11 protein-coding genes are annotated in these 13,809 nt (G+C 38.9%); 3 read left to right on the forward strand and 8 right to left on the reverse strand.

What is annotated here, in order from left to right; all coding sequences use genetic code 11:
• Positions 1-26: 26 nt before the first annotated feature.
• Positions 27-956 (forward strand): sugar phosphate isomerase/epimerase family protein, encoded by a 930-nt coding sequence (locus tag EOJ36_RS09690; protein WP_127804814.1) that lies wholly within the window; start codon positions 27-29, stop codon positions 954-956.
• Between the two features lies 1 nt (position 957).
• Positions 958-3,402, forward strand: coding sequence for a glycoside hydrolase family 95 protein (locus EOJ36_RS09695; RefSeq protein WP_127804816.1), 2,445 nt, complete (start codon positions 958-960; stop codon positions 3,400-3,402).
• Here EOJ36_RS09695 and EOJ36_RS09700 read toward each other — a convergent pair.
• A complete protein-coding gene (locus tag EOJ36_RS09700; RefSeq protein WP_127804818.1) occupies positions 3,395-4,018 on the reverse strand; it encodes a hypothetical protein in 624 nt (207 codons plus the stop codon). The genes EOJ36_RS09695 and EOJ36_RS09700 overlap by 8 nt on opposite strands.
• 120 nt (positions 4,019-4,138) lie before the next feature.
• Between EOJ36_RS09700 and EOJ36_RS09705 the strand changes: the two genes are divergently transcribed.
• Positions 4,139-5,389 (forward strand): aminotransferase class V-fold PLP-dependent enzyme, encoded by a 1,251-nt coding sequence (locus EOJ36_RS09705; RefSeq protein ID WP_127804820.1) that lies wholly within the window; start codon positions 4,139-4,141, stop codon positions 5,387-5,389.
• Between the two features lie 55 nt (positions 5,390-5,444).
• Here the strand turns inward: EOJ36_RS09705 and EOJ36_RS09710 are convergent, their stop codons facing one another.
• The 7 genes from EOJ36_RS09710 to EOJ36_RS09740 form a co-directional block, all read right to left on the reverse strand.
• Entirely contained in the window at positions 5,445-6,488 is a 1,044-nt protein-coding gene (locus tag EOJ36_RS09710) for a lactonase family protein (protein WP_127804822.1), read from the reverse strand.
• Positions 6,485-7,618 (reverse strand): tRNA guanosine(34) transglycosylase Tgt, encoded by a 1,134-nt coding sequence (gene tgt / locus EOJ36_RS09715; protein WP_127804824.1) that lies wholly within the window; start codon positions 7,616-7,618, stop codon positions 6,485-6,487. The genes EOJ36_RS09710 and tgt overlap by 4 nt, the downstream gene beginning before the upstream one ends.
• A gap of 31 nt (positions 7,619-7,649) precedes the next feature.
• Positions 7,650-7,988 carry a helix-turn-helix domain-containing protein gene (locus EOJ36_RS09720; protein WP_127804826.1) on the reverse strand — a complete coding sequence of 113 codons (339 nt, stop codon included), beginning with the start codon at positions 7,986-7,988 and terminating at the stop codon, positions 7,650-7,652.
• A gap of 277 nt (positions 7,989-8,265) precedes the next feature.
• On the reverse strand, positions 8,266-9,600 hold the full coding sequence (locus EOJ36_RS09725) for a M61 family metallopeptidase (protein WP_127804828.1): 1,335 nt from the start codon (positions 9,598-9,600) through the stop codon (positions 8,266-8,268).
• On the reverse strand, positions 9,597-10,259 hold the full coding sequence (gene recO / locus EOJ36_RS09730; RefSeq protein ID WP_127804830.1) for a DNA repair protein RecO: 663 nt from the start codon (positions 10,257-10,259) through the stop codon (positions 9,597-9,599). Before recO ends, EOJ36_RS09725 begins: the two co-directional genes overlap by 4 nt.
• Positions 10,260-10,334: 75 nt before the next feature.
• On the reverse strand, positions 10,335-11,096 hold the full coding sequence (tpiA, locus tag EOJ36_RS09735) for a triose-phosphate isomerase (protein WP_127804832.1): 762 nt from the start codon (positions 11,094-11,096) through the stop codon (positions 10,335-10,337).
• Positions 11,097-11,321: 225 nt separating this feature from the next.
• Complete coding sequence (locus tag EOJ36_RS09740; RefSeq protein WP_238944462.1) at positions 11,322-13,751, reverse strand: TonB-dependent receptor; 2,430 nt, start codon at positions 13,749-13,751, stop codon at positions 11,322-11,324.
• Positions 13,752-13,809 lie beyond the last annotated feature (58 nt).

The following is a 13,809-nucleotide window of genomic DNA, read 5'->3' on the forward strand; positions in this document are numbered from 1 at the left end:
AAATTGCAGGAAACCTATTTCATCCTATGAATATTTCCCGTAGAAATTTATTGAAAGCTTCTGCACCTTTGGCCGGACTTTCCCTCGCCCCACTCGCAAAAGAAAATGCCGTGGCAAAAAATAAAAAAAATCTGACCATCTGCCTGAACCTAAGTACCATCATGGGTCAAAACTTAGGTTTCATCAAAGAACTTCAAGTAGCCTCAAAAGCGGGGTTCCGTTCAGTTGAAATTTGGGTGCCAACGCTCGAAAAATACCTAAATAATGGGGGCTCTATTGCAGAAGCAAAAAAAGTAATCCAAGACCTCGGCCTCACTATTCAAAATACAATCGGTTTCGCTCCGTGGATCGTCGATGAAGCAGACGTTCGTGCAAAGGGACTTGAACAGCTAAAAAAAGAAATGGGCTGGGTGCGTGAATTGGGCTGCAAACGTATCGCCGCACCTCCAATGGGTGCGCAAAACAATCCAAACATCAACCTTAAAGCCGCCGGTGAACGCTACGGGAAAATCCTGGAAGTAGGAAAGCAAATGGAAGTAATTCCGCAATTAGAAATGTGGGGACATTCCAAATGCCTCAACCGTGTTGCAGATGCTCTTTTCATTGCCGCAGAAGCGGGAAAGGAAGATGCGAAATTATTATTGGACGTTTATCATATTTATCGGGGAGAATCAAGCCTGGAAAGCCTTCATGTAGTTGGAGAAAATAGTTTAGACATATTCCACGTAAACGACTACACCACCAACATCAAACCTGCCGACATCAAAGACGCAGACCGAATTTATGTGGGCGATGGTGAGGCCCCTATCGCAGACATCATCCATAAATTAACTCCGAATAATCGTCCTTTGGTAATTTCTTTGGAGCTTTTCAATAAAACCTATTACGCACAAGATGCCCAATTGGTAGCCAATACCGGATTCCAAAAAATGAAACAACTCGTTGATAGAATGTAATATGAAAATCGATTTTTTAAATAGGATTTTAATAAAATGTGGTTTAACCACAAGGGTTAAACCTATTATCTTCCTACTTTGCTCACTCTGCTCACTTGATTCCATTGCCCAGGTAAAACAACCTAGTCTCAAACTTTGGTACAAAAACCCTGCGCAATACTTTGAAGAGGCTTTGGTGTTAGGAAATGGTAAAATAGGGGCAACCGTTTACGGAGGTACAAATACAGATATAATTCATTTAAATGATATTACTTTGTGGTCGGGTGGTCCGGTAAATCCCAACATGAATCCGAAGGCTTATGAAAATTTTCCAAAGGTGCGTGAATTGCTGCTTCAAGAAAATTACAAGGCCGCAGATTCTTTAATCCGAAAAATTCAAGGTAAATTTTCAGAGTCCTATGCCCCACTAGGTAATTTATATCTCGATTTTAAACATGAAAATGTAAACAATTATTTAAGAGAATTGAATCTGGACAAATCTTTGGCCACGGTATCTTATACCACCAACCAAAACCAAATCAAACGACAATATTTTGTATCAAATCCAGATCAAGTTTTTGTCATTCATTTAGAATCTTCTCAGAAAAACCAACTAAGTTTTACGCTTCGGTTTGACTCCAAATTAAAGTTTTCAACACACTCAACTCTGCACCATTTGCACGTAAACGGACTGGCTCCCGTTCGCGCAGATCCTAATTATGTTCGCAAGCCGGGCAATCCAATTCAATTTATTGAAGGAAAAGGAACTCGCTTTGCAGGGGATTTCTTACTGCAAAATTATGGAGGAACTGTTTCCCAAACTGATAGCTCTATTACGCTCTCAAATGCTACACAGGCAACTATTTTAGTAAGTTTAGCCACCAGCTTCAATGGTTTTGACAAAGACCCAAATGCCGAAGGATTGGATGAAGAAAAAATTGCCCAAGAAGTACTTCAAAAAGCAAGCATTATTCCTTTGCAAACGTTACTGAATCGACACCAAAGTGATTACCAAAAATTTTACAATCGTGTAAAATTAAATTTGGGGAAATCAACCGTCGATCTCCCAACTGATGAACGTTTACGCAATTATGCAAAAGGTGAAAAAGACCCTTATTTAGAAACATTGTATTTCCAATTTGGAAGATATTTATTGATTTCAAGCTCAAGAACACCAAAAGTACCAGCCAATTTACAAGGCTTGTGGAATCCACACATCCGTCCACCTTGGTCTTCTAATTATACCATGAACATCAATGCAGAAGAAAATTACTGGCTGGCAGAAAACACCAATTTGCCAGAAATGCATCAATCTTTTTTAGGTTTCTTAGAAAACCTGGAATCGACAGGTAAAATTACCGCCAAAACTTTTTACAATGCCCCAGGTTGGGCAGTGCACCACAATTCAGACATTTGGGCTATGAGTAATCCTGTTGGTGATTTTGGAGATGGTGACCCTAGCTGGGCCAATTGGAACATGGGCGCAACCTGGGCAAGTACACATTTATGGGAACATTATTCGTTCACAAAAGATCTGGAATTCTTGAAAACAAAGGGCTATCCACTGATGAAAGGTGCTGCAGAATTTGCTTTGGCCATGCTTTTCCCAGATAAAAAAGGAAACCTAATAACCGGACCTGCCACCTCTCCTGAAGCCCGATTCAAACTTCCCAATGGCTACATCGGTGCCACCATGTATGGCGGTACAGCAGATCTTGCCATGATCCGCGAACTATTTACAGATATTTTAGCGGCTCAAAATGTCTTAAGAAATGACAAAGAATTTGCAGAAAAAATTCAGACCGCTTTAAACAAATTACACCCTTACCAAATTGGTTCAAGAGGAAATTTACAGGAATGGTATTACGACTGGGAAGATCAAGATTGGAAACACCGACACCAATCGCATTTATATGGATTGTTTCCAGGAACACATATAAAAACTGACGTACAGCCCGAAATAGCTGCCGCCATTCGCAAATCTCTAGAGATCAAGGGTGATGAAACCACCGGATGGTCTAAGGGCTGGAGAATCAATCTTTGGGCCCGATTAAAAGACGGCAACCATGCCTACAAAATGTACCGCGAATTGTTGAAATACGTTGAACCCGATGGAGTAAAAATAAATTATCAAAGAGGTGGCGGAACCTATCCTAATTTATTCGATGCCCACCCACCTTTCCAAATAGATGGAAACTTTGGTGGCGCTGCCGCAGTGGCTGAAATGTTGGTGCAGTCAGATGAAAACAATATTTACTTGCTCCCTGCCCTTCCTGATGCATGGGAAAGCGGTTCTGTTTCAGGGTTAAAGGCAAGAGGTGGATTCGAAGTAAGCTTGGAGTGGAAAAATCACAAGGTAACTCGCGTACAAATTACCTCAAAGCTGGGCGGTAAAACTCAAGTGATTTACAACGGAAAAAACAAAGATATCACTGTTGCTCCAAAGGGAATTTATTTGATTAATTAGCCAAAACCAACAATTCCTTTTCAATTGCCATTGTCCAGTTCTCAAAAAGCTCTGCCTCAATGGCAATTGCTTTTTGTCCCAATTCCTCCCAATTATCTGAATAATTAGATAGTTGTTGAATCATCTCATCAAGATGTCCTTCTTCCTCTATAATAATAGATTTCACGTGGACCTTTTGATCAAATCGGGTTAAAACATCTTGATAAACTGGATAAATTTCATCAGCACGAACCTCAATGGCATAAGTAACCAACAAATAGGCCAACCATTTTAAATCGGCACCTTGCAATTTGAACTCTTTTTTAAGCCATTGGCAAACTTTTAGGTCCAAAAAATCCAAATACAAACCAGAGATTTTCGGACACAACAAATGCTGATCTTCATAGGTTTCCAATCCAGCATCAATCAGTTTATACATTTGCTTTTTTAAGAAATACGCATGGCGGTGCTCCTCGGCAGCATGTTTCAAAACCATCAAATTGGCAGAGCTTCTGGATTCAAATTTTGAAATTTTTCTTGCCCCAACATTTTCCATATACGAAAGCGTATTGAGAAATTTGGCATGCAAGTTTGGATTTAATACTATTTGTTCTAAAATTTGTCCTAATTGGCTCATTGGAATCGTAAATTTGAATGCAAAGATACCTATTGAATTATGAATTATAAATTATAAATTATGAATTCAGGTTCCTGAGCTTGTCGAAGGACGGTTCCTGAGCTTGTCGAAGGATGAATTATGAAAAAACGAACATTTTTACAAAACTCCTTAGCCTTGATGGGCTTTGGAATTTCCAATAAAACAATTTATCTCAAAACGGAGGCTGAGGCCGAACGCAAAGAGGAGACTCGAAGCAACGATTTTTGGCAAAAAATCCGTTCCCAATATAATCTGCAAACTGATTTTATCAATCTGGAAAGTGGCTATTACAACATCATTCCACAGCCCACATTAGAGAAATACCAAGAACATATTCGAGAAGTTAATCGATTGGGCGCCTATTACATGCGGACAGTACAGCATGAAAATAAGCAAAAAATGGTGGAAAAATTAGCCCATTTACTGGATTGCCCAATAGATGAACTCATCATTACCCGTAATACAACGGAATCTTTGGATATGGTTATTGGCGGATATCCTTGGCAAAAAGGAGATGAGGCAGTTTTTGCTTACCAAGATTACGGGGCGATGCAAGATATGTTTGACCTCATGGTGAAAAAACATGGGATCGTGAATAAACGCATTTCAATACCCAATCATCCCAAAAATGATGAAGAATTGGTGGATTTATATGCCAAAGCTATTACTTCAAAAACCAAATTGCTGATGATCCCACATATTGTCAACATAACAGGTCAAATTTTACCCGTGAGGAAAATCTGTGATATGGCACATGAAAAAGGTGTTGAGGTAATGGTAGATGGTGCTCATGCGGTTGCTCATTTCCAGTTTTCAATAAAAGACCTACATTGTGATTATTACGGCTCTAGTTTACACAAATGGCTGGCCGTTCCTTTAGGCGCAGGAATCCTGCACATCAAAAAACAACATATTGAAAAAATTTGGCCTCTTTTAGCGGAAACCATTAGAGCTTCTGGCGATATTTCTAAATTAAACCACACAGGAACACACCCCGTTGCTACAGACCTAAGCATTGCAGATGCTATTGACTTTTATAATCAAATGGGTCCCGCCAAAAAGGAGGAACGACTGCGACATTTACAAAATTATTGGACTTCAAAAGTTAGAAATCTGCCTCATATTATTCTGAATACTCCCAAAGACCCTTCGCGGTCTTGCGCCATAGCCAATGTGGGAGTAAAAAGCATGAAGCCCTCTGATTTGGCTGAAACTTTATTAAAAAAATATAAAATTTTCACCGTTGCCATAGACCATCACAATGTTCAAGGGTGTAGAATTACGCCAAATGTTTTTACGACTGAGCAGGAATTAGATCAATTGGTAGAAGCTTTAAAACAACTGGCATAACGCCTACCCCCCCCTCCTTGTGAAGGAGGGGGCTGGGGGGAGGTAAATAGGACTTTTACAATTCCCCCACCACCACTGGCTTCCTTACCGTAATATCCAACCCTTTTGCGCTGATGTTGCCCGTTTTGGCATCAAAGGAGTACAATTGTACTTTGTTTTCATCTTGACTAGCTACAAAAAGGATTTTGCCAGATTTATCAAAAGTGAAAAAACGAGGTTTTTTTGCTACAGGAATACGATTTTTAAAAATAAGCTGGCCAGTAGGTAAAATTTTATACACTACCAATTCATCTTTGGTGATTCGATTCGAACAGACTAACCAATTCCAATCGGGCGAAACTTCTATGTGCGCTGATGCTTTTGACTCCGCCTTGGAATCATCACAAACAATACTTTGAACCTTTTCTAAAACCTCATTTTTATATAAAAAAACATCAACGGTTCCGCTTAACTCATTAAGCAAATAGGCAAATTTCCCATTCGGGTGAAAACTTAGGTGTCGAGGACCCGCTCCAGGATTTAAGTGATAACTTTTATAATTGGGCCACAACTTACCATCTACCAAAATCCGATGCTGGTACACTCGGTCGCTTCCCAAATCTGTAACGAACAAATATTTGTTATCCGGAGAAATGACAACTTTATGAGCATGAGGCGCCTCTTGTCGTGCTACATTTACCGATTTCCCTTTGTACACTAGCAACTGTTTAATTGGCTTTAGAGAATTCTTCGAAAAATCGAAAACGCTCACGCTTCCTCCCGAATAGTTAGCCACATAAACTGTTTGGCTCGATTCCCTGTAAGTAACATAACAAGGGTCATTTCCAAGAGTCGGAAAGGAGTTTATTAAACCGTACTTTCCGTTGGGAAATCGTTTATAGGCACTCAAAGAAGAGTTTTGATCGCCTTTTTCCGAAACCACAAAGAGAAATTCTTTGGATTTAGAAAAACAGAAAAATGAGGCATTTTCTTGTTTTATTTGATACGCCTTTTGTACTTTATTTTGCTGAAGATCAAGCAAATAAAATTCTAATCCTGCATTTTTATCCGTGTAGGAGCCTATTAAAATTTGTAAAACTTGGGCAAGTATAAAAATCATAAGCGGTGCATGAATTGATTAATAGCGCCATTTTTCCAAGTCGCAAAATCGCCCTGCAAAATATGTTCTCTCGCCTCTTTAACCAACCATAAATAAAATCTTAAATTGAAAACGGACGCTACCATGGCTCCTAAAAGTTCATCGCAACGTATTAAATGTCGTAAATATGCCCTACTGTATTGCCCGTGTAATTCATCGGCAAACATGGGGTCAATCAATGAAAAGTCGTTTTTCCACTTTTCATTTTTAATATTTATAATGCCTTGGGTGGTAAAAATCATGCCATTTCTAGCATTTCTGGTTGGCATTACACAATCAAACATGTCAATTCCCAAGGCAATTCCTTCCAAAATATTGGCCGGAGTTCCCACACCCATCAAATAACGTGGTTTATCCTTTGGTAAAATATCCGTTACCTCGTCTGCCATTTCATACATATCTTCTGCCGGCTCCCCAACAGAAAGTCCACCAATAGCATTTCCAAAAGCCCCTTTAGAAGCAATATATTCAGCAGATATTTTACGTAAATCTTTATAAACACTTCCTTGCACAATTGGGAACAAGGTTTGTTGATAACCATATTTAGGCTCGGTTTCATTTAAACGAGTGATGCAACGGTCGAGCCAGCGATGTGTCATTTCCATCGAACGTTTCGCATACCCATATTCACAAGGGTAGGGAGTACATTCATCAAAAGCCATGATAATATCTGCACCAATAGTTCGCTGAATGTCCATTACGGATTCTGGTGTAAAAAAGTGCAAACTGCCATCGATGTGCGACTTAAACTTTACCCCCTCTTCCTGAATTTTTCTTCCGGTACTTGCCAAGGAATACACTTGATATCCCCCGGAATCAGTCAAAATAGGGCCATTCCAACCATTGAATTTATGCAAACCTCCTGCTTTTTCGAGGGTTTCTAAACCTGGACGCAAATACAAGTGATAGGTATTACCTAAAATAATTTGAGCTTTGATAGGATCTGAAAGTTCAGAAATATGCACGCCTTTTACTGTACCCGCAGTACCCACCGGCATAAAAATGGGCGTTAAAATTTCTCCATGATCCGTGGTGATTTTCCCTGCACGCGCCTTAGAAGCACTATCAACCTGCTGAAGTTCGAATTTCATTCCGCAAAAATACAAGGAAAATTTGAGGCAATTAGTTATTTACTGCCAAATTTTGAATAATTCGTTCTAATCCTTCCAGCTTAGAAATCAAATCTTTATACTCTTTTCGGTTCACAAAACGATAAAGGTCGGAAGCATCGGGATCTTCGGTGCCCGAATGTTGCTCAACTTTTAAAGAAGCAGCATATTCGCCTAAATCAAACTCTAAAATACCTGCTAATTTTTCGATTTTCGAAAGCGTTGGATCCACTTTGCCTGTTTCAAGTTTGGAATAGGAGGAAACCGATAGGTCCATTTTTTCGGCTATATCCTCCTGACTAAGCCCTTTTTCCAATCGGATTTTCTTAATAAACTTTCCAAAACTTGACATGTCCAAAATTCGAAAAGTTTTTTATTTAGAAACAGAGTTTATTTCGAAATTTGTTTTCTATTTTGGAAAATTATTTTCTCTATTCGAAAATTAATTAAAATTTGATTGATTCCTGCACCACTCTGTGGTGCAGCGTGTGGTATAAAACGTTCATCGCTATAGATGTGCAATCCCTCCGGGATTGGTTAAGTTTGAGTATTTAAGAATAGGGGAATCGGGAAAATTTTTCACCCTCTTACAACATCCCTCTTACTTCATACATCTTACCTCTTACCTCCTAAAAAACCCATTCCTCAAACCACTCCCTCAAATCCCCCTCATAAACCTCCTCAGCAATTCGAATAAAATCTTGCAACGTGTAACCCTTTTTCAAACCCCCAAATTCTTCATTCATCCGAATCATAATTTCACGAATAGATTTTTGATCATTGAATTTTGCACGAATTTTCTGATCCAATAACATGGCCACGTAGGCTCCTTTATAATAAATTGAAACACGTTTGCCAGGCAAAGAAGGACCATAACCATCTAACCATAAATCTATAGACGACTGCACCAACGATTGTGCATTCCCTGCCTCTTTCTCCAAATACAATTTCTTATTTGCCTCTAAAGCAACCTCATATTCCTCCTTTGTCCAAACACCCGATGCATACAAAAACCAATCCCCCAAATAAGTTGTGATACCTTCTACAATACCTCCTGTTTGGAAGTAAACCTCCTTTTCATACGAATAAGGCAGCAATTCCAGCGGACGAATGGTGCACACATTCCAAACATGAAACAATTCATGCGAAGCAACTCCAATCAAATCCTCATACAAATCTCGATCCGGAGGGCCCAAAACTAACATCGTACTTTTGGTATGTTCTACACCATGATAATAAGGTTTCGGACAAATCCAGTGCATAAAAATGTACTTTTTAACCGGAAAATTCCCCATATATTCCAGCTGAAATGCTGAAAATTTTTGGTACGCTTCTTTTAATTTATGATTTAGTGCAAATTGTGGGTCTAATCCCCCAGCCACAAACTCAACATCCCCAACATTCCATTCAAAACGATTCAATTTAGGGGCGGACATCCAAGGGCTGTCCACCAATTCCCGATAAGATTTGGCTACCCAAGTTTCCGAATTTTTTTGTTCCAATGCCGTTAACACATCCCATGTAGGCTCTTTTTGAATCGCCACTTCAACCGGCAAATCCTCACATCCCACCACATACATACAGAAATTAATAAAGTTTAAATATAAAAACTCCTCTTGCACCACCGAGCCACCTGCATCCTCCTGCTGTGCATAATAATCCCAAATTAAATGTACTTTTTCTCCCTTGTTTACCTCCAATTCCCACACCGAACTCGAAACTTTACCAAGCACGCTCCACTTACCACTTTCCACGTTCAACTCTCCACTACCACCTACCACCTGACACCTACCAACTCGTAAAACATTTTTGGCAAAATTCTGCACCTGATACCTTCCTGGTCGCCAAATGGGTAATTGTAAATTTAAGGTTCCCTCAATTTCACTGACAAATGTCCATTGAACTTGTATAAATTCCTTTTTATCAGGATGCGCGGCAACAACATACTTCGACTGACTAATCATGAAAGAACTTCGTGTAAAACGTCCAACGATTTAATTTCTCCTAAAGATTCTAAATGTAAATGATAAAAGTCAAGCAGAACTTGAATCATTTCACTTCTTATTTTTCGGTTTAGGCCCTCCACTTGACCTCGTAAAATCAAACGCTCCATCATAGCTTCTAATTCTGGTGATCGATTACCTAATTGCGAAAACATCTCATGCATTGTTTCTGGAAAAATGCCTAAAAAGACCATCAATTCCCACAAAAAATAAATATGAAAATTCTCTAAACCCGTTTTGATTTGATCTAATTCTTTAATTTTTTCTTCCAAAAAATCAAATAAAGGTACATTTTCCTCTTCCTCCTTCAAGACTTTGTACAAAACCTCTGCTAAAAAAAGAGCAATGCTCGATTTGTATATATTGTAGGGCGTTTCTTTAAAAGGGTAGGCCGATTTTGCCTCTGAAATTCGACAAAGACCTTTGTCTTTTAAAAATAAATCTAAATCTAATAAATTCAATGGCTGAAACAGCGCCATTTTGTGTTTTCCCTTGGCAGACCGTACCCCGTTTTCAATGAAAGACTTAATCCCAGATGATTTGGTGTAAATGGTCACCAAAATAGAAGTCTCTCGGTAGCGAATATAGGTTAAAACAATACCGAGAGACTTTTTTTGCATGATGCTATACTTCTACCTCCCCCCGGCCCCCTCCTTCAGAAGGAGGGGGTGGCGCATCGCGCCGGGGGCGGTCAATTAAAAACTTTTCGCAATAGTAATAAAATCACCTGACTTTAAAGAAGCACCTCCAATTAAGCCACCATCAACATCTGCACATGCAAATAATTCCTCTGCATTTTGTGCATTGCAACTTCCACCGTATAAGATTGAAGTAGCGTCTGCAACGGCTTGGCCATATTTACCAGCAATATGATTTCTTAAATAAGCATGCATTTCTTGTGCCTGAGCTGCAGAAGCCGTTAAACCTGTTCCAATAGCCCAAATTGGCTCATAGGCGATCACAATCTTACCAAATTCCTCAGCTGATAGGTGAAATACACTTTCCGTAATTTGTTGTGCTACAAAAGCTAAGAAATCAGCTCCTTCGCGCGTTGCTAAACTTTCTCCACAACAGAAGATTGGAGTTAATCCATTGGCTAAAGCGCTATCTACTTTTGCTGCCAATTGTGCATTGGTTTCTGCAAAATATTCTCTTCTTTCTGAGTGTCCAAGAATTACATATTTAATACCCATAGATGCCAACATAGGTGCAGAAATTTCTCCTGTATAAGCACCAGATGCCTTTTCATGACAATTTTGAGCAGCAACTGCTAAATTAGAAACTCCTTGGATTTGTGCATTTACGGAACCTAAATACAAAGCTGGTGTTGCCATAATTACCTGTACATCTGCAGGAACTTCCGCCTTTACCAAGGTTAAAACCTCCGCTGCCAAAGCCTGTGCCTCCGCAGCTGTTTTGTTCATTTTCCAGTTTCCTGCAACAATTTTTTGTCTCATTTCTTCATCTAATTTTGTAAGATGCAAAGGTACAAAATTATGAGTTATGTGTTATGAGTTATGGCTTATGAATTTTGAAAATCATCAAAGATTCCCTTGATAATGAATTAGCCGCGGTAACAGCCAATGTCGCTACGGGTGGCTATGATTTGAAGCATACGATAGTTATTTAGTTAGATAAAAGCTTCAACCCTAGTGGTTGAAGAAGGAGCTTGTGAGCATTTTTTAAAACTCCACAATAAATCCAATTGTTGGGGTTGTTTGGGCCTTGTCATTCACGATATAGGTTGGAATAGCATTACTACCATTGGCTTGTAAGGCTTTTCCGTCCGTGGTGACAAATTCCGTATTCGCTTCATTTCGTTTAAACGTAAAATAAGGAACAGACTCTGCTGCTGCTACGTACCAATTGGTTACATCCATAAATAAATCCAAGGTCACATGTTTGTAATTATACTTTTTATCAATTCGAACATCACTTGAGTGGAATCCTCGTAATCGCTGGGTATTTAATTTCGTGTAATCAAAAATCCCTTGTCCTAAGGTTAGATAATTCATTTGAGATGCCATTGCATCGTACGGGGTATAAGGTGCTCCACCTTGGTAACGGAATTTCAAGCCCAATTCCCAGTTTCGTGGAAATTTATAGCCCCAAGAAACGGAAAACAAATGTCTATTATCCCAAGAACTGGCCACATAGTTTCCATCTAAGCCAGTGTACATGCTATTATAAAACGTATAGGAGAAAACTCCAAAAAAGCGATCGGTCAATTTTTTCTGTGCAAAAAACTCAATTCCATAGGCTTTACCTTGTCCAGTGGTCACCACTGGCTCATTTCCCAATACATTAAAATCTGACCCTAAATTTGCCAAGGATATCCCTTTTTGCAACGAAATAGGAACATTGTCATACTTCTTGTAAAATCCTTCAAATGTAAAACGCAACCCATCATTTACTAGGTATTCTAAGCCTAAAACCGCATGCTTGCTCGATTGATATTCAGCATTTTTGTTGGCTAATGGCCCCTGCTGATAAGCAAATCCCAAAACCGTGTAAGGTGGCAATTTATAATATTGACCAACAGAAGCATTCAAGGACCACTTATCATTCAACAAATAGCTCAGCGAGACCCTTGGCGATAACGTTTTTAATCCATCGTTTCCTGTGGTGGTAAAGGTATTCATATCTGTTCGCAAGCCCGCACTTATCCCCAATCTCGTTCCGAAAAACACTTTACTGGCTTGTAAAAATGCCCCATAGCGCAAGAAATTTGGCAATGGGCTAGTGTAATTATACACTACGGGTTCTGCTCGTGGGTCAAAATTGGCTCTGAGAATAGAGAAGGTTTTGTTGGTATATTCCACCACTTGGGCATTCAGACCATAACTTACTTTCCAACCACTAAACTGTTGAGAGAAATCCCAGCGCAACTTGTTTTCTGTTTCATTCGACCGCAAGGATAAGGTCACATCACCTGCTTTATTTTGATTGTCCTCAAATTTTTCAATTGTATTATCAAAGGAATTACGAGAAATAGCAAGATTCATGTAGCCATTTTCTAACAACCTTTTCAAGGTAAATCCAAAGGTATAATTCCACTGATTGATATAAGGATTGGCGTTATAGATGTAAATTTTTTCAGGTGTTGACTTCTTTAAACTTGCAAAACTAAATTCATCAATTGCACCGATTCCCATAAATGTAAGCGTCGTTTTGTCATTAATGCGATGAGAAATCTTGGTTTGAAAATCCCAAAAATTTGGTCGAATAGGAATGTCTAACGCTTTAAATAAAAATTGCAAATAAGATCTTCTGGCAGATGCCAAAAAAGTTGTATTCCCCGATTTTGATAGGGGCCCTTCCGTAGTTAACGCCAACTCCGTAGCACTTAAACGAACATTTCCTTGGAATTTATTTGGGTTCCCCGATTTTTGTCTGAACTGAAAAACAGAACTTAAAGCATTGTCGTAACGAGCATCAAAGGCAGATGAACTTAATTTTACATCTTCAATAAAAGATACATTCAACATCCCCTGAGGACCTCCACTGCTTCCTTGGGTTTGAAAGTGATTCAACACAGGAATTTCAATCCCATCTAAATAATAAACATTTTCATTGGGACCGCCTCCGCGAATGATAATATCATTTCGAAAGCCTCCTCCGGCAATTCCACCACCTACACCAGGCAAAATTTGAATCACTTTGGAAATATCAAAATTCCCACCCGGATTACTCTTAATTTCTTCAGTGGTTAATTTTTGCACCGACAAGGGCGACTCGAGGGTTGCCACTTTTGCCGTTTTTCGATTTTGCGTAACCACCACTTCTTGTAATTCACTTACCTCTTGGTCTAATTCAACATAAAACGTGTTTTCATTTCCTGAGTTAACTACGATATTGTAAACTTTTTGTTTTTTATATCCAACAAGTGAAAATTGAAGATTAATGGATTTATAGGGCAATTGCAACAATCGAAATCTTCCCAAAGAATCAGAGGTAGTGCCTTTTGAAAGATTTTCTACACTTACTGAAACCCCCATCAGAGGCTTTTGACTAATTTTATCTACAACGGTTCCGGAGATTTTACCATTATTTTGGGCACTTATTGCATAAGAGAATCCCATTAAAAATAATCCAATGATGAAACGTTTCATAAGTTTAGTTTGATGATAAAAAATAGAACAAATTTTCTAAAAATTTAGTTCAAAAAAA

Source organism: Sandaracinomonas limnophila, from assembly GCF_004005965.1.
GTDB classification, from domain to species: Bacteria; Bacteroidota; Bacteroidia; order Cytophagales; family Spirosomataceae; genus Sandaracinomonas; species Sandaracinomonas limnophila.

Excerpts from the sequence above, each read along its gene's own strand:
- EOJ36_RS09690 (WP_127804814.1), top strand. The coding sequence starts at position 27 with ATGAATATTTCCCGTAGAAATTTATTGAAAGCTTCTGCACCTTTGGCC.
- EOJ36_RS09695 (WP_127804816.1), top strand. The coding sequence starts at position 958 with ATGAAAATCGATTTTTTAAATAGGATTTTAATAAAATGTGGTTTAACC.
- EOJ36_RS09700 (WP_127804818.1), bottom strand. The coding sequence starts at position 4,018 with ATGAGCCAATTAGGACAAATTTTAGAACAAATAGTATTAAATCCAAAC.
- EOJ36_RS09705 (WP_127804820.1), top strand. The coding sequence starts at position 4,139 with ATGAAAAAACGAACATTTTTACAAAACTCCTTAGCCTTGATGGGCTTT.
- EOJ36_RS09710 (WP_127804822.1), bottom strand. The coding sequence starts at position 6,488 with ATGATTTTTATACTTGCCCAAGTTTTACAAATTTTAATAGGCTCCTAC.
- tgt (WP_127804824.1), bottom strand. The coding sequence starts at position 7,618 with ATGAAATTCGAACTTCAGCAGGTTGATAGTGCTTCTAAGGCGCGTGCA.
- EOJ36_RS09720 (WP_127804826.1), bottom strand. The coding sequence starts at position 7,988 with ATGTCAAGTTTTGGAAAGTTTATTAAGAAAATCCGATTGGAAAAAGGG.
- EOJ36_RS09725 (WP_127804828.1), bottom strand. The coding sequence starts at position 9,600 with ATGATTAGTCAGTCGAAGTATGTTGTTGCCGCGCATCCTGATAAAAAG.
- recO (WP_127804830.1), bottom strand. The coding sequence starts at position 10,259 with ATGCAAAAAAAGTCTCTCGGTATTGTTTTAACCTATATTCGCTACCGA.
- tpiA (WP_127804832.1), bottom strand. The coding sequence starts at position 11,096 with ATGAGACAAAAAATTGTTGCAGGAAACTGGAAAATGAACAAAACAGCT.
- EOJ36_RS09740 (WP_238944462.1), bottom strand. The coding sequence starts at position 13,751 with ATGAAACGTTTCATCATTGGATTATTTTTAATGGGATTCTCTTATGCA.